13 protein-coding genes are annotated in these 16,851 nt (G+C 53.5%); 8 read left to right on the forward strand and 5 right to left on the reverse strand.

Annotated elements, in window-relative coordinates; translation table 11 throughout:
• Window positions 1-27: 27 nt before the first annotated feature.
• Window positions 28-1,011, forward strand: a complete 984-nt coding sequence (gene zntB / locus ABDW13_RS07745) for a zinc transporter ZntB (protein ID WP_343551922.1) — start codon at window positions 28-30, stop codon at window positions 1,009-1,011.
• A gap of 256 nt (window positions 1,012-1,267) precedes the next feature.
• Window positions 1,268-1,414 carry a hypothetical protein gene (locus tag ABDW13_RS07750; protein WP_343551923.1) on the forward strand — a complete coding sequence of 49 codons (147 nt, stop codon included), beginning with the start codon at window positions 1,268-1,270 and terminating at the stop codon, window positions 1,412-1,414.
• Between the two features lie 50 nt (window positions 1,415-1,464).
• Here ABDW13_RS07750 and ttcA read toward each other — a convergent pair whose 3' ends face one another.
• The gene (ttcA, locus tag ABDW13_RS07755; RefSeq protein ID WP_343551924.1) at window positions 1,465-2,400 is read right to left on the reverse strand and encodes a tRNA 2-thiocytidine(32) synthetase TtcA; all 936 of its coding nucleotides are present in this window, start codon (window positions 2,398-2,400) and stop codon (window positions 1,465-1,467) included.
• Window positions 2,401-2,681: 281 nt separating this feature from the next.
• Here ttcA and ABDW13_RS07760 point away from each other — a divergent pair, with 281 nt between their 5' ends.
• Window positions 2,682-2,882, forward strand: a complete 201-nt coding sequence (locus tag ABDW13_RS07760; protein ID WP_343551925.1) for a DUF2767 domain-containing protein — start codon at window positions 2,682-2,684, stop codon at window positions 2,880-2,882.
• Window positions 2,883-2,922: 40 nt separating this feature from the next.
• Here ABDW13_RS07760 and nifJ read toward each other — a convergent pair whose 3' ends face one another.
• A complete protein-coding gene (gene nifJ / locus ABDW13_RS07765; protein ID WP_343551926.1) occupies window positions 2,923-6,450 on the reverse strand; it encodes a pyruvate:ferredoxin (flavodoxin) oxidoreductase in 3,528 nt (1,175 codons plus the stop codon).
• A 137-nt stretch (window positions 6,451-6,587) separates the two neighbouring features.
• Window positions 6,588-7,244, reverse strand: coding sequence for an MgtC/SapB family protein (locus ABDW13_RS07770; RefSeq protein WP_343551927.1), 657 nt, complete (start codon window positions 7,242-7,244; stop codon window positions 6,588-6,590).
• 189 nt (window positions 7,245-7,433) lie between these two features.
• On the opposite strand from ABDW13_RS07770, the gene ABDW13_RS07775 reads away from it, so the two are divergent.
• Window positions 7,434-7,706: a DUF333 domain-containing protein gene (locus ABDW13_RS07775; protein ID WP_343551928.1), complete on the forward strand. Its 273-nt coding sequence runs from the start codon at window positions 7,434-7,436 to the stop codon at window positions 7,704-7,706.
• 16 nt (window positions 7,707-7,722) lie between these two features.
• Here ABDW13_RS07775 and ABDW13_RS07780 read toward each other — a convergent pair whose 3' ends face one another.
• On the reverse strand, window positions 7,723-8,715 hold the full coding sequence (locus tag ABDW13_RS07780; RefSeq protein ID WP_343551929.1) for a 2-hydroxyacid dehydrogenase: 993 nt from the start codon (window positions 8,713-8,715) through the stop codon (window positions 7,723-7,725).
• Window positions 8,716-8,886: 171 nt separating this feature from the next.
• Between ABDW13_RS07780 and ABDW13_RS07785 the strand changes: the two genes are divergently transcribed.
• Genes ABDW13_RS07785 through ABDW13_RS07795 form a run of 3 tightly spaced genes read left to right on the forward strand, consistent with a single transcriptional unit; the run spans window position 8,887 to window position 12,022 of the window.
• Window positions 8,887-11,505 carry a YdbH family protein gene (locus tag ABDW13_RS07785; RefSeq protein ID WP_343551930.1) on the forward strand — a complete coding sequence of 873 codons (2,619 nt, stop codon included), beginning with the start codon at window positions 8,887-8,889 and terminating at the stop codon, window positions 11,503-11,505.
• The gene (locus ABDW13_RS07790; RefSeq protein WP_013509194.1) at window positions 11,502-11,690 is read left to right on the forward strand and encodes a YnbE family lipoprotein; all 189 of its coding nucleotides are present in this window, start codon (window positions 11,502-11,504) and stop codon (window positions 11,688-11,690) included. Before ABDW13_RS07785 ends, ABDW13_RS07790 begins: the two co-directional genes overlap by 4 nt.
• 11 nt (window positions 11,691-11,701) lie before the next feature.
• Window positions 11,702-12,022, forward strand: a complete 321-nt coding sequence (locus tag ABDW13_RS07795) for a YdbL family protein (RefSeq protein ID WP_343552049.1) — start codon at window positions 11,702-11,704, stop codon at window positions 12,020-12,022.
• 80 nt (window positions 12,023-12,102) lie between these two features.
• Here the strand turns inward: ABDW13_RS07795 and azoR are convergent, their stop codons facing one another.
• A complete protein-coding gene (gene azoR / locus ABDW13_RS07800; RefSeq protein WP_343551932.1) occupies window positions 12,103-12,702 on the reverse strand; it encodes an FMN-dependent NADH-azoreductase in 600 nt (199 codons plus the stop codon).
• A 230-nt stretch (window positions 12,703-12,932) separates the two neighbouring features.
• Between azoR and hrpA the strand changes: the two genes are divergently transcribed.
• Window positions 12,933-16,829, forward strand: coding sequence for an ATP-dependent RNA helicase HrpA (gene hrpA, locus ABDW13_RS07805; protein WP_343551933.1), 3,897 nt, complete (start codon window positions 12,933-12,935; stop codon window positions 16,827-16,829).
• Window positions 16,830-16,851 lie beyond the last annotated feature (22 nt).

A 16,851-nucleotide genomic window follows, 5' to 3' on the forward strand; every position in this document is an offset into this window, starting at 1 on the left:
TATTGATTTTAATAGCGAGGCGAGTACGTGAACGTCATTGAAGGAAAAGCGCTACAAGTATCCGATGCCATTGTTTCCTGTCAGCTAGATGGCGCAGGTGGCATGATCCCCATTGAAGATAAAGATGTGATCAATTGCGAGCGTCCTTGCTGGCTGCATCTCAATTACACCCAACGACAAAGTGCCGATTGGTTGCAAAATACGCCGCTGATCCCCGATTCAGTGCGTGATGCCTTAGCGGGCGACAGCATGCGTCCGCGCGTCACCAAACTCGGCGACGGCTTCATGATTGTGCTGCGCAGCGTGAACCACAATGCCGATTCGCGACCGGATCAATTGGTGGCGATGCGCGTGTTCATCAACGATAAGCTGATTGTCACCACGCGCCGTCGCAAAGTGTACGCGGTTGATGAAGTGCTCACCGATTTGCAAAACGGCAATGGGCCGGTGGATGGCGGCAGTTGGCTGGTGGATGTGTGCGATGCGTTGACCGATCACGCCAGTGAATTTATCGAAGAGATGCACGATAAAATTATCGAGCTGGAAGATGCGTTGATGAACCAGGAAGTGCCAGCGCGCGGTGATTTGGCGCTGCTACGCAAACAACTGATTGTAATGCGACGCTACATGGCGCCGCAGCGTGATGTGTATGCACGCCTGGCAATCGAGAAAATGGCGTGGATGGATGATGACGATCGTCGTCGCATGCAGGAAGTGGCCGATCGGTTGGGGCGCGGGCTGGATGATCTCAACGCTGGTGTGGCGCGTACCTCGATTCTGGCGGATGAAGTGGCGTCCATTCTTGCTGAATCAATGAACCGCCGCACTTATACCATGTCATTGATGGCGATGATTTTTCTACCCGCGACATTTCTAACCGGCTTGTTCGGCGTTAACCTCGGCGGCATTCCCGGCGGCAGTTGGCCGTTGGGCTTCACTGCATTTTGCGTGCTGTTGGTACTGATGGTCGGCGGCGTAGCAGTGTGGCTAAAACGTCGGAAATGGTTGTAAGGCAGAAAAGCGGAGTAAACCTGATCGATATCAATAACCGCATTGGGCAATAGGGGCAAACTCTTTCCCGCAGGTGAATGCAACGTCAAGCGATGGGCGTTGCGCTCCATATTGTCTTACTTCCTTTTTTAGAATTACTGCATAGCACATTTGATTCGTACGACGCCGGCCTATCCGCCGGCTTTTTTTTGCCCGCTTGGCTTGGTCGCTTAACCTTTCCTATGCTTAAAGGACATTCAGCGAAAGGAGAAAGGGCATGCGAGACACCATTGCCAGCGAACCGATTCCTACCGATCCACCGCCAATTCCCGAACCGATTCCACATCCTCAACCAATTCCCGATCCTGATCCGCCGTATGATCCCGAATTTCCGCCGATTATCGATCCGCCACCACACCGTTAATAAAAAAGGCGCGTAGCTGAAGCGACGCGCCTTTTTAATGTTGAATCGGCTTATTTAATTTCGAGCACATCCAGACGCACGCTGAGATCCGGCGCATCTTCGTCTTCTGGCTGCCAACCCGCAGGTTTTACCGGCAAGCTTTCACGATCAAATGCCAAATCACCGCCATCAACCACGTCATCGCCGTGTTTAATGCCTTTGAAATCAAACAAGTTAATGTCGGCCATATGTGATGGCACCACGTTTTGCATTGCAGTAAACATGGTTTCGATCCGGCCCGGATAACGCTTATCCCATTCGCGCAGCATGTCGGCTACGACCTGACGTTGCAAGTTTGGCTGCGAACCGCACAGGTTACATGGGATGATCGGGAATTGGCGCGCTTCCGAGAAACGAATGATGTCTTTTTCGCGGCAATAGGCCAGCGGACGAATCACGATATGTTTTCCATCGTCACTCATCAGCTTTGGTGGCATGCCTTTCATCTTGCCGCCGTAGAACATGTTCAGGAACATCGTCTGCAAAATGTCGTCACGATGGTGGCCTAACGCGATTTTGGTGCAGCCCAATTCGGTCGCTGTGCGATACAGAATGCCACGACGCAAACGTGAGCACAGCGAGCAAGTGGTTTTGCCTTCAGGGATTTTGTCTTTAACGATGGAATAGGTGTCTTCGTTAACGATTTTGTATTCGACGCCTAATTCGTCCAGATAAGCGGGCAAGATGTGTTCAGGGAAGCCGGGCTGTTTCTGGTCGAGATTCACCGCCACCAGCGAGAAATTCACCGGCGCGCTCTGCTGCAAATTACGTAAGATTTCCAGCATGGTGTAGCTGTCTTTACCACCCGACAAACACACCATGATGCGATCGCCTTCTTCAATCATGTTGAAGTCAGCAATCGCTTCGCCCACGTTGCGGCGCAAACGCTTTTGAAGTTTGTTGAGGTTGTACTGCTCTTTTTTGGTTACTTCTTGATTTTCTGACATTATTTTCACACTTGAGAGTGAAGACAAAGGTCGTTAGCGGCTGAAGCAAGGTTCAGCGGCAATAAACCTTTTTAACATGACTGCGTATGGTACGGATTGCGGGCACGAATGCTAGCCTGAAGTGCTCTCTTTTCTGATGATATTTCAATGTGCCTGATACAAAAGCGCACGCTTTGCCAGAACAATTCGAACATTTATTGATCTGGGCAAATATTTTCCTCACACGGCCCTGACAGGATGGCGGAAGTGCTTTTTTACTTTCTTAAGGTGAGGAGTGGCAAATGCAAACATACGACATGGTTTTTGAAGAGGCGTGCCGGCTAGTTGGGCAATGTTATCTGGAGCTGGCGCAACGTGGCGCGGCAACAGAAAAAGAAGTGGTGGCCAGCGAGCTGCGAAATTTGCAGCTGCGCTATCGAGAGTTAACCGGCGCGCCAAATCGCGCAGTTGAAATGGCGATTGTGCAACTCAAACCCTGCTAAATCACGAAAAAGCCCGGTCATTTTCGCCGGGCTTTTTCATCTACTCACTTTTCTCGGCTTTACCTGCCATTTCCGCCAATCGCTGATAGCGTTGATTGGCGGCTTCTGTGGCATCGCGCCACAATTGTGATGCTTCTTCCGGCCGCTGTGTTTGCAATTGGCGGAAACGTTGCTCATTCATTAGTGCTTGTTCCAATTCGGAAGTCGGTGGGCGCGAATCCAGCGCCAGCGCGGCTTTGCCTTGCTCTGCGCGCTGCGGATCGAAGCGATACAATGGCCAGAATCCGCTGGTGGTCAGCAAACGCATCTGCTCGTGACTGTACGCCAAGTCGTAACCGTGTTCTTCGCACGGGCTGTAAGCGATGATCAGCGACGGGCCTGGCCAGGCTTCGGCTTCCTGAATGGCTTTGACGGTTTGATTGTGTTGCGCGCCCAGCGATATCTGCGCCACGTAGACATGCCCGTACAGCATGGTCGACATGCCGAGATCTTTACGCGCTTTACGTTTACCTTGCTCTCCAAACTTGGTCACCGCACCGAGCGGCGTAGCTTTCGATGCCTGACCGCCGGTATTCGAATAACATTGTGTATCGAGTACCAGCACGTTGACGTTTTCGCTCAAACTCATCACATGGTCGAGGCCGCCGTAGCCAATATCGTAGGCCCAGCCATCGCCGCCAATTAACCAAACAGATTTCTCCACCAGCGCATCCGCCGCGCTGTTTAACGCAGCCGCTTCAGGCTGCGATGAGCCAGCAAGCAGGGCGCGTAGCTGTTCGATTTGTTCACGGCGTTGCGATATGGTGACATTGTCACCTTTGAGAGCCTCCACTAACTCGATTGGCAGCTGTGGCGAACACTGCTCCAGCAGGCGCAGCGCTTGCTGTTTCTGCTGATCCACGCTCAAGCGGAAGCCTAAACCGAATTCGGCATTATCCTCAAACAAAGAATTGGCCCACGCTGGACCGCGCCCGTCGGCGTTGGTGGTGTACGGCGTTGAAGGTAAGTTGCCGCCATAAATCGACGAACAACCAGTGGCGTTGGCGATTAACAAGCGATCGCCGTACAACTGCGTCAGCAGCTTGATGTAAGGCGTTTCACCACAACCTGAACAAGCGCCAGAGTATTCAAACAGTGGCGTGATGAGCTGCGAGGTGCGGATATCAATGCGCTCCAGTTGCTCGGCGCTGATTTCTGGCAGCGCAAGGAAGGCATCGTAATTGGCCTTTTCGGTTTCGACATGTTCCAGCCGCGATTTCATGTTAATCGCTTTGATTTCCGGATGCTGACGATCGCTGGCTGGGCACACTTCAACGCACAAGTTACAGCCAGTGCAATCTTCCGGCGCGACCTGCAACACGTATTTTTGTCCGCGCATATCGCGTGATTTCACATCCAGCGACGCCAATGTGGCTGGCGCATCATTAAGTGCTTCAGGTGCCACAACTTTGGCGCGAATCGCCGAATGCGGGCAGGCAGCGACGCAATGGTTGCACTGGGTACACAAATCGGGTTGCCAGATTGGCACCGCTTCCGCGATGTTGCGTTTTTCCCACTGCGTGGTGCCGACCGGCCAAGTGCCGTCAGGCGGCAAAGCTGAAACCGGCAGTTTATCGCCCAATCCTGCCAACATTGCGGCGGTAACAGTTTTGACAAAATCCGGCGCGCTGTCGGATACCACCGGCGGACGATGCGGACTATTGCTGTTTACGGCTTGCAGCGGCACCGCTTGTAGGGCTTGTTGCGCCATCGCCAGCGCTTGCCAGTTGCGCTGCACCAACTCTTCGCCTTTGCTGCTATAGCTGCGCGCAATGGCGTTTTGCAGTTCGCTCAATGCGCTGTCGTCCGGCAAAATCTGCGTGAGTTGGAAAAACGCCATCTGCATTACGGTATTGATGCGCGCGCCCAACTGGCATTCACGTGCAATGCGCGCCGCGTTGATCACATAAAATTGTGCTTGTTTGTCATTGAGTTGGCTCTGCACTTCCTGCGGCAAACGCGGCCAAACTTCATCAGCATTGTAAGGGGTATTGAGGAGAAAAATTCCGCCCGGTTTCAGCTGGTCAAGCATCGAATATTTATCAATGAATTGCAGTTGATGGCAGCCAATAAAATCGGCCTGTTGAATCAAATAAGCCGATTGGATCGGATGTTCGCTGACGCGCAGATGGGAAACGGTTAAACCGCCGGCCTTTTTCGAGTCGTAAACAAAATAGCCTTGCACCTGCCACGGCGTGGCGTTGCCGATTATTTTGATATTGTTTTTAGTGGCGCTTACGCTGCCATCGCTGCCTAAACCGTAAAACAGCGCTTCCAGTCGTGCACGGTTCGGCACGATGTTGGCTTCCATCGGCAGCGAAAGATGGGTGACATCGTCGTAAATCCCCACGGTAAAACGCGCCGGTGGCTGTTGGCGTTGCAAGGCACGAAATACCGCCAGCACCGCATCTGGCGCAAACTCTTTCGATGATAAACCGTAACGGCCACCGATCACTCTTGGCAGCGTGGCACGTTCTCCACGGCTGTACGCTTCCGCCAGCGCGGTCATCACATCCAGGAACAGCGGTTCGCCCAGCGCGCCCGGTTCTTTGGTGCGATCCAGCACCGCGACGCGCTGCACGCTTGCCGGAATCATCTTCAGCAAATGCGCCGCCGAGAACGGACGATACAAGCGCACTTTTACCAGGCCAACTTTCTCTCCGCGTTGTAGCATCTCATCAATCGATTCTTCGGCGGTGCCGCAGCCCGAACCCATCATGATGATCACGCGATCAGCTTGCGGATGGCCGTAATAATCGAACGGCTGATATTGGCGACCGGTGTTTTCCGCAAATGCCGCCATCGCATCTTCAACGTGCTGGGTACAGGCGTCGTACCAGCGGTTGGTGGCTTCGCGTGACTGGAAATAGGTATCGGGATTGGCGGAGGTGCCGCGAATAGTGGGGCGATCTGGCGTTAAGGCGCGGGAACGGTGCGCAGCAATCGCATCGGCGGGCATTAGCGCCTGCAAGGTTTCATCGCTGATCGGCACAATTTTATTAATCTCATGAGAAGTGCGGAAACCATCGAAGAAATGAATAAACGGTACGCGGCTGTTGAGCGAGGCGATTTGCGAAATCAGGGCGAAATCTTGCGCTTCTTGCACGCTGGAGGCACACAATTGGGCGCAGCCGGTTTGCCGTACTGCCATGACATCGGAATGATCGCCAAAAATCGACAGCGCATGGGTGGCCACGGTACGCGCGGCCACATGCAGCACAAATGGCGTCAGTTGACCGGCCAGTTTGTACAACGTTGGGATCATTAACAGCAATCCCTGCGAAGAGGTAAAGGTGGTGGAGAGCGATCCGGTTTGCAGTGCACCATGTACGGTGGCGATCGCGCCGCCCTCGGATTGCATTTCCACCACGCGCGGCACATCTCCCCAGATGTTGCGGCGGCCTTCGCCCGACCAGCTATCGGCTAGCTCGGCCATGGTGGAGCTGGGCGTGATGGGATAAATGGCAATCACTTCACTGGTGCGAAACGCGACTGAAGCCACAGCACCGTTACCGTCGACGGTAATCATAAGTCGTCCTTTGCTACGCTGAGAAACCCGTAAATTTACGGGGGTAATCAATTCAGTCTAGCAAAGCGCCCGCCAACGACTTTTTCATCTGTGTGCTCGCCGGGAGCCAGCGCACAGACATCTAACATTGCCGCTTTTTACATCATCTCTAACGATTGAACACCTTTGATTTCCATCACTTTATCGTAGATGGTATGCATCGGTTGGCGTCGTGACAATGTCACTTCAACACTGAGTTCGCACATACCATTCTCTTCATCACGGTTAACCACCGAGATATGGCCATAGCGCAGATTCTCTTGTTGCAGCACCAATAACACCAGCGGCACGCTTTTCGGTTTGAGATGCACCAATAGCGTGTGATGGCGGCCAATCAACCAATGGCTGATGCGGCGGAAGGTTTCCAGCACCACTAACGCCAGAATGGTGCCGTAAATGCCAATTTCATACATGCCGCTACCAATCACCAAACCAATCGCCGCCGTCACCCATAAACCGGCGGCGGTGGTGAGACCTTTCACCACTTGTTTCTGGATAATGATGGTACCCGCGCCGAGGAAGCCCATGCCGCTAACCACTTGCGCGGCGATACGACTGGGATCGAGCGCCACATGATCGCTCACCAACATGTCGGCAAAACCATACTTCGACACCAACATAAACATTGCGCTGCCGATACCGACCAAAATGTGCGTGCGCAATCCCGCCTCTTTGGCGCGCATTTGCCGCTCAAGGCCAATCAGTCCGCCAAGAATGCCCGCCAGCGCGATACGAATTAGCATATCCGTCAACATGTTTCCCTCCTTAGTCATTGATAAATCGACTCGCCGCTTGCAGAGAAGGGCGGAAATGTCTCAATCAGGATAAATCTGCTTGCAAACAATGAAATTAAATTTTGTAAAAAGCTGTGTCGCCTATCGATCCCTCGCCGCACCTGACATATTCTGGTACGACTTTTTCGCTCACTCCCCGGAGCCTAACCGATGAAAGCTGCATTTTTCCTGCTAGCCGGCGCCACACTGTTACTTTCTGCCTGTAGCAGCAATAGTGATAATGAACCGCCACAACAAGCGACTGCTGCACACGTGCAACCGCGCGTGGTGATGTCATCAATGGCTGAAGTTAATTGTAGTAATGCCGGGGGATCGCTGGCGTTTTCGCGTCAGTTAGACGGCTCACGCATTGGCATGTGCCAATTGGCGAATGGCCGTCGTTGTGATGAGCAGGCGTTGATGGGTGGCAATTGCGCCCGCTAATGCAGGCGCAAGGCACTTAGGCAGTAACCTGATTCGGGCAGCTCTCACCGCGCTCCAACAGTTGCAAATTGCTCAACGTGGTTTCGGAAATTGCGGTTAGCGCTTCGGCCGTCAAAAACGCCTGATGACCGGTAAATAGTACGTTGTGGCAGGCCGACAAACGGCGGAACACATCATCCTGAATCACATCGTTTGATTTATCTTCGAAGAACAAATCGCGTTCGTTCTCATACACATCCATACCCAGCGAACCGATTTTCTGCTGCTTGAGCGCATCAATCGCCGCCTGCGAGTCAATCAATCCACCGCGGCTGGTGTTGATGATCATCACGCCATCTTTCATTTGGCTAAATGCCTGTGCATTCAATAGGTGATGATTTTCCGGCGTCAGCGGGCAGTGCAGCGTAATCACATCCGATTCGGCGAACAGCGTTTTGAGATCGACGTACTCCGCGCCTAATTCCAGCGCCGCAGCACTTGGGTAAGGATCGAAGGCCAACAAGCGCATGCCAAAACCTTTCAGGATACGCATCGCCGCCACGCCGATTTTGCCGGTGCCGACCACGCCCGCCGTTTTGTTATGCATGTTGAAGCCAGTTAAACCATCCAGCGAGAAATTGGCGTCACGCGTGCGTTGATAAGCACGATGAATGCGACGGTTAAGAGTCATCATCAAGCCAACCGCATGTTCTGCCACCGCTTCAGGTGAGTACGCCGGTACGCGCACCACATCTAAACCTAAATCCGCTGCGGCTTTGAGGTCGACGTTATTGAAGCCTGCACAGCGCAAAGCGATGTGTTTCACACCCAATGCGGCCAACTCTTCCAGCACCTCTTTGCTGCCATCATCATTGACGAAGATGCACACTGCATCACATCCCGCGGCATTTTTTGCCGTGGCGGGGCTTAACAGGAAGTCAAAGAATTGCAGCTCAAATCCGTAGCTGCTATTGACGTGTTCGAGGTATTTCTGGTCGTAATGCTTGGTGCTATAAACCGCAACTTTCATTGTTTCGCTCCTGAAAAATGCAACGTCGGTATCATCACAGGATAACGTTTTCCGCAGCAATTTGCTGTTCTTCAGCCAGACTAAGAAGCTAACACCTTCATTTACTGGGCGTAACATGCCATCATTTGCGGCCTCGTCAGGATTGTGTAAAGAACAGGAACGTTAATTGCCATGACGCGTGGACTTCGTCGAACACTTGCTGCGCTTTTGGCGCTGATATTACTGTTGCTGGGATTGCTGCTGACGCTAACGCAATGGTTGCCGCGTCTGGCTGGCATTTGGCTGCCGGAAAATACCCGCGTTGAACTGAACGGCGCGCCGCGCTGGCAGCAGGGCGCGCTGCATTTTCCTGAAGTGCGTTATCTAGCCGCTGAGTGTGAGTTGGCGAAGGTTAGCGATGCGTCATTGGGATGGCAGCAAAAACGCTGGCAACTGAGTGCTAATGAAGTGCAACTCAATAGCGGCTGCCTGCAATCACTGCCGCAATCCACATCTAACGATGCGCCCCGCAGTCTGGCGGAGTGGCAACAGATGCTGCCAGGCGCCGATATCCATCTACAAAAAATCACTATTCTGCCGTGGCAGCAATATGCAGGACGTTTTGATCTCAGCTTAGATAAAGACGTCCAGCAGCTGCATTATCAAGGCGATAACCTCAATGTTGATGCCCGTTTGCAGGGGCAACAACTGCATATCGCGCAACTGCAACTCAATCATCCTTTATTGCCAAAACCGCTCAATCTGCATGGCGATGTCACCTTGCCAACCTTTGCCAATGGTTTACCGGTGGCGGGTGAACTCAATGCGGATGTTAATGTGCTGCAATGGCCGCAGCCGCTGGCGCTGACACTCAATTGGCAGCAACAGCAAGGCACTTTAGTGATCAATCAGCAGGGTGATGAACAGCCGCTGCTGCAACTGCCATGGCAAGTAGACGAGCAGCAAATTCGCATCACGCAAGGCCAATGGCGCTGGCCACAAGCCGATCAGCCGCTTTCTGGTGGTTTAGCATTAACGCTCAAAAACTGGCAGCAAGGATTGGAAAACACCGAAGTCAGCGGACGATTTAATTTGCTGACGCAAGGGCGCGGCGGCAAAGGCAATCTGGTGTTAAGTGTCGGCCCCGGCAAACTCAGCATGGTTGACAGCGCGTTGCCGATCCAGTTGACCGGCGAAAGCAAATTCGCCGATCTGCAACTTTACGGCAGCATGCCGGGTTTGCTGCATGGCGTGTTGACCGATCCCCAATTAACCCTCAAACAAGGCGCGCTGCTGCGTTTGCGTGGTCGTTTACTCTCAACGCTAGAAGTGGATGAAGCGCGTTGGCCGCTGGCGGGCGTGACGCTGGCATCACGCGGCATTAACGGACGCTTACAGGCGATACTGAAAGCGCACGATCCCAGCTTTGGTCGCTTCACGCTGCATCTGGATGGACGTGCGACGGATTTCTGGCCTGATAGCGGACGCTGGAACTGGCGTTATTGGGGCGACGGCGCGATAGCGCCACTGACCGCGAAATGGGACGTGAAGGGCAATGGCAGTTGGCAAGACACGCTGATAAGCCTCGATACACTGAATACCGGCTTCGATCAGCTGGCGTACGGCATGGTGCAAGTCGATAAACCGAGGTTGACGCTCACCGCGCCGGTGCGTTGGCAGCGCGATCCGCTGCATCCGGCCTTTAATGGTGGTTTCACGCTCAAATCGGGACAAAGCCAATTCAGTTATGGCGGTTGGTTGCCGCCGTCTGAACTGAATTTTGAAGCCAAAGGTAGCGATCCCAGCCGCTTCATCTGGCGCGGGCAATTAACCGCGGAAGATATTGGCCCGGTGCGCGTGCATGGACGCTGGGACGGCGAACGCCTGCGCGGCGAAGCCTGGTGGCCTGCGCAGTCTTTAACGGTGTTCCAGCCGCTACTCAGCAGCGATTTGAAAATGCGCATTCAGTCGGGCGAATTGCGTGCGCAGGTGGCGTTCTCAGCGGCCAGCGATCAAGGATTTGAAGCTGGCGGGCACTGGACGGTAAAAAATGGCAGCGTGTGGATGCCTGATAGCGAAATCAACGGTATCGACTTCTCATTGCCGTTCCGCCTGAAAAATCAACAATGGCAGTTAGGACGGCGCGGGCCGGTTTCTCTGCGCATCGCCGAAGTGAAAAATCAGTTCTCGCTGCAAAACATCACCGCCGATTTGCAAGGTCATTATCCGTGGCAAGAGCGCCAACCGTTGACGCTCAGCAACGTGAATCTCGATTTGCTTGGCGGCCACGTCAGCATGCCGGAATTGCGCATGCCGCAGCATGAACCGGCGCGCGTCTCGTTGAAGGAGATCAATCTCAGTAAACTGGTTACCGCGATCAAACCCAAGCAGTTTGCCATGTCGGGCAAAGTGAACGGCGAGTTGCCGCTGTGGGTGAATAATCCACAATGGCTGATTGAAAAGGGCTGGATTGCCAACAGCGGGCCGCTGACTTTCCGCATGGATAAAGACATGGCGGATGCGATTGTCAGTAACAACTTTGCTGCTGGCGCTGCGATGGATTGGCTGCGCTATATGGAGATTTCGCGTTCATGGGCCACCATCGATCTGGATAACTTTGGCAATCTGACCATGCAATCGGAAGTTAAAGGCACCAGCCAATTTAGCAACCGCCGCCAATCGGTCAATCTCAATTACCGTCATCAAGAAAACCTGTTTCAGCTGTGGCGCAGCTTGCGCTTTGGCGATAATTTGCAATCCTGGGTGGAGCAAAATGCCACCTTACCTTCGAAAAAGGATCCTCAACCATGAGCCTCAGGGCATTACTGGTGCTGGCAGCCGGACTGCCATTGATTGGCTGCGTGCCGCGCATTGAAGTCGCGGCACCGAAAGAGCCGATTACCATCAACATGAATGTGAAAATCGAACACGAAATTCACATCAAGGTGGACAAAGATGTTGAAGCATTGCTGAAAAACCAAAGCGGTCTGTTTTGAGGAGAAGCATGATGAAACGTAAAGGGATCGCCTTGATTTTGGCGCTACTGCTGGTGCCTTCAGCATGGGCGCTTACGTTGGATGAAGCGCGCCAACAGGGCCGCGTCGGTGAAACGTTGAGTGGTTATGTCGCGGCACGCCAGCAGGACGATGAAACGTTGGCGCTGGTTAAGCGCATCAACGAAGGTCGCATGCAGCAATATCAGCGCGTGGCGCAGCAAAACAATCTCAGTGCCAGCGAAGTGGCGCGTATCGCGGGCGAAAAACTGGTGAATCGCGCGGGAAGCGGAGAATACGTGCGCGGCATAAACGGGCAATGGTTGCAAAAATAGCCACAAAAAAGCCGAGCACTCAGGCTCGGCAATGATGGCATCATGCCCTTTATGATCGGGCATTTATCACGTTCTTAAACTTAAGCAGCAACGATCTGTTTGATCGCGTCTTTTGCATCGTTAGCCGCTTTTGTTGCAACTTCTGGACCATAAGCAATACCTTCCGCGAACACGAAGTTCACGTCAGTGATACCGATAAAGCCAAGGAACAGTTTCACGTATGGGGTCAGCAGATCGCTGGCAGTGTCTTTATGGATGCCGCCGCGGCTTGACAGGATCACTGCGCGTTTACCGGTTACCAGACCTTCTGGACCTGCTTCGGTGTAACGGAAGGTCACGCCAGCACGCGCAATCAGGTCGAAGTAGTTTTTCAGCTGCGTTGGGATGTTGAAGTTGTACATCGGGGCAGCGATAACAACGGTGTCATGTGCTTGCAGTTCAGCAATCAATTCGTCAGACAGCGCCAGCGCTTCTTGCTGACGCGGAGACAGTGGCGCGTCAGAAGGACGCAGTGCGCCAACCAACTCACCATCCAATACTGGGATTGGCTGTGCCGCTAAATCACGCACGGTAACGCTGTTACCTTTGGCGCGAGCTTCATCAGCGTAAAAGTCAGCCAGTTGGTTTGACTGAGAGTAACCAGCGAGGATGCTTGATTTCAGAACTAAAACTTTGCTCATGGTATTTTCCTGTGCGTTACGCGGTTGGCTTACCGCTCAATGCTTTACACTGTACGGAGTTAGCCCGCGAGGTAAAAGCGCAATATTTCGAGATCTATGTTCGAAATAATTGAATAAGCTCGCACGTCGCGCTCAGGCAGGTGTTCCAAATTGTGCTATGATGCCGACCATTAATTGCTTGAATCCGCCGGGAAATCATCGGTCGCTGCTACAACAGGTAACTCATCGCTATGTCATCATCCGACTCTTCTCCTTTTGCCTCCCTTTGGACGCGGCTCGATACGCTGATGCTGCGCGATCGTCAACGCCTGCAACGTCGCTTGCACGGTGCGGCGAAGGTGAAAAATCCTGCGGCGCAGCAGGGCATTGCGGCTGAATTGGAAAAGGATTTTGTTGCTGCCGAGCAACGCATTGCCCAGCGTACGGCGGCGACACCGCGCATCACCTTCCCGGATAATTTGCCGGTTAGCCAAAAGCAGCAGGACATCGCCGACGCGATCAGTAAGCATCAGGTGGTGATTGTGGCGGGTGAAACCGGCTCCGGTAAAACTACCCAGTTGCCGAAAATCTGCCTGGCGCTGGGCCGTGGGGTTAAAGGGCTGATTGGTCATACTCAGCCGCGTCGTCTGGCGGCGCGTACCGTGGCGAACCGCATTGCCGATGAGCTGGAAACCTCGCTGGGCGGCACCATTGGTTACAAGGTGCGCTTTAACGATCAGGTCAGTGAAACTACGCAAGTTAAGTTGATGACCGACGGGATTTTGCTGGCGGAAATCCAGCAAGATCGTCAGTTGCTGCAATACGACACCATCATTATTGATGAAGCGCACGAACGCAGCTTAAACATCGATTTCCTGCTAGGTTATCTGCGCGAGTTGTTGCCGCGTCGCCCCGATTTGAAAGTGATCATCACCTCGGCGACCATCGATCCGCAGCGCTTCTCGCGCCATTTCCACAATGCGCCGGTGATTGAAGTCTCTGGCCGTACCTATCCGGTTGAAGTGCGTTATCGCCCAATGGTGGAAGATGCCGATGATACCGATCGCGACCAGTTACAGGCGATTTTTGATGCGGTGGATGAACTGGGCCAGGAAAGTCGCGGCGACATTCTGATCTTCATGAGTGGCGAGCGCGAGATTCGCGATACCGCCGATGCGCTGACCAAGCGCGATTTGCCGCACACCGAAATTTTGCCGCTGTATGCGCGCCTGTCGAATGCCGAGCAAAACCGCGTGTTCCAGTCGCACAGCGGCCGCCGCATCGTATTGGCAACCAACGTGGCAGAAACCTCGTTAACCGTACCCGGCATCAAATATGTGATCGATCCCGGCACCGCGCGTATTAGCCGCTACAGCTTCCGCACCAAAGTGCAGCGCTTACCGATTGAGCCGATCTCGCAAGCGTCGGCGAATCAGCGTAAAGGCCGTTGCGGCCGTGTATCGGAAGGTATCTGTATTCGATTGTACGCGGAAGAGGATTTCCTCAGCCGCCCAGAGTTCACCGACCCCGAAATTCTGCGTACCAATCTGGCCTCGGTTATTTTGCAAATGACAGCGCTGGGATTGGGCGATATCGCGGCGTTCCCGTTCGTTGAAGCGCCAGATAAACGCAACATTCAGGATGGTGTGCGCCTGCTGGAAGAGTTGGGCGCGATCACGCTAAGTGACGACGAGAAATACAAACTGACGCCAGCGGGGCGACAGCTGGCGCAATTGCCGGTCGATCCACGTCTGGCGCGCATGGTGCTGGAAGCGCAAAAATTTGGCTGCGTGCGTGAAGCGATGATCATCACCGCCGCGCTGTCGATTCAGGATCCGCGCGAGCGTCCATCCGATAAAAAGCAGGCGTCCGATGAAAAGCATCGCCGTTTTGAAGATAAAGAGTCGGATTTCAATGCCTTTGTAAACCTGTGGAATTACCTGCAAGAGCAGCAAAAAGCGTTATCCAGCAATCACTTCCGTCGCCAGTGTAAAACCGATTTTCTCAACTATTTGCGCGTGCGTGAATGGCAGGATATTTACACCCAATTGCGACAGGTGGTGCGCGAACAAGGCATGGCAGTCAACAGCGAACCCGCGCCGTACCGCGAAGTTCATTGCGCCTTGCTCACCGGTTTGTTATCGCACATCGGACAAAAAGATACCGAGAAGCAGGAGTTCACCGGCGCGCGTAACGCCCGTTTCTCGATCTTCCCAGGATCGGGGTTGTTTAAAAAGCCGCCGAAGTGGACCATGGTGGCAGAATTAGTCGAAACCAGCCGTTTGTGGGGCCGTGTGGCGGCGCGTATCGATCCCGAATGGATTGAGCCGCTGGCGCAGCATCTGATCAAACGCAGCTATACCGAACCGCACTGGGAAAAAGGCCAGGGCGCGGTGATGGCAATGGAAAAAGTCACGCTGTATGGCTTGCCGATTGTGCAGGCGCGCAAGGTCAATTACAGCCGCATCGATCCACAACTGAGCCGCGAGTTGTTTATCCGCCATGCTTTAGTGGAAGGCGATTGGCAGACGCGTCACGCATTTTTCCGCAACAACCTGAAATTGCGTAACGAAATCGAAGACCTGGAACACAAATCGCGCCGTCGCGACATTTTGGTTGATGACGAAACGCTGTTTGCCTTTTACGATCGCCGCATTGGTAGCGAAGTGGTATCTGCGCGCCATTTCGATACGTGGTGGAAACAGGCCAGCAAAGAGAATTCAGATCTGCTGAGTTTTGATAAGCAGATGCTGATTAAGGATGGCGCGGACAAAGTCAGCCAACTGGATTACCCGAATTTCTGGCATCAGGGCAACCTCAAACTCAAATTGAGTTATCAGTTTGAACCGGGCGCGGATGCTGATGGCGTAACGGTGCATATTCCGTTGCCGCTGCTGAATCAAATCGATGACGCCGGTTTTGAATGGCAGATTCCTGGCGTGCGTCGCGAATTGGTTATCGCCTTAATCAAATCTTTGCCGAAACCGGTGCGCCGTAATTTTGTGCCTGCACCGAACTATGCCGAAGCGTTTCTCGGACGTGTGACGGCAATGGAACAGCCTTTGCTGGATGCGCTGGAGCGTGAGTTCCGCCGCATGACCGGCGTCACCATTGACCGCGAAGCGTGGCAGTGGGATCAGGTGCCCGATCATCTGAAAATGACTTTCCGCATTGTGGATGAGCACAATCGTAAATTGCAGGAAGGCAAAAACCTGCATCAGCTCAAGCAAGCGCTGAAAGGCAAAGTGCAGGAAACGCTGTCGAAAGTCGCGGACGATGGCTTAGAGCAGAGCGGTTTGCACATTTGGAGCTTTGGCGATTTACCGCAAAGCTACGAGCAGAAGCGCGGCAGCTATCAGGTTAAAGCCTGGCCTGCATTGGTCGATGAAAAAGACAGTGTGGCAATCCGTTTGTTCGATAGTGAAGTCGAGCAGCAGAAAATGATGTGGCGCGGTCAGCGTCGCTTGCTGTTACTGAACATTCCGTCACCGACCAAATATCTGCACGAAAAGCTGCCGAACAAGGCCAAACTCGGTTTGTACTTCAATCCGTACGGCAAAGTGCTGGAACTGATTGATGACTGCATCGCCTGCGGCGTGGATAAACTCATGGCGGATGCGGGCGGTCCGGCGTGGCAGCAAGAGAACTTCGAACAGCTGCGCGACAAAGTACGTGCCGATCTTAACGAAACGGTGGTGACCATCGCCAAGCAGGTCGAGCAGATTCTGACTTGCGTGTTCAATATCAACAAGTTCCTGAAAGGCCGTGTTGATATGTCGTTGGCGCTGGCATTGGGTGATATCAAAGCGCAGATGAACGGCCTGGTTTATCGCGGCTTTGTCACCGGCAATGGTTGGTCACGCTTGGGCGATACCTTGCGTTATTTGCAGGGCATTGAACGTCGTTTGGAGAAGTTGCCGGTTGATCCGCACAGCGATCGTGCGCGGATGCTGAAAGTGCAGGCGGTTGAGCAAGCCTGGCAAGCCTGGCGCAATAAATTGCCGCCGCAGCGTCAGGATGATGCCGAAGTGCAAGCGATTCGCTGGATGCTTGAGGAGCTGCGCATCAGTTATTTCGCACAGCAACTCGGTACGCCTTATCCGATCTCGGATAAACGTATTTTGCAGGCGATGGAGCAGATTGGTTAACTGCAAACCGCACGAGATTACA

The organism is Pantoea sp., from assembly GCF_039594315.1.
Taxonomy (GTDB): Bacteria; Pseudomonadota; Gammaproteobacteria; order Enterobacterales; family Enterobacteriaceae; genus Pantoea.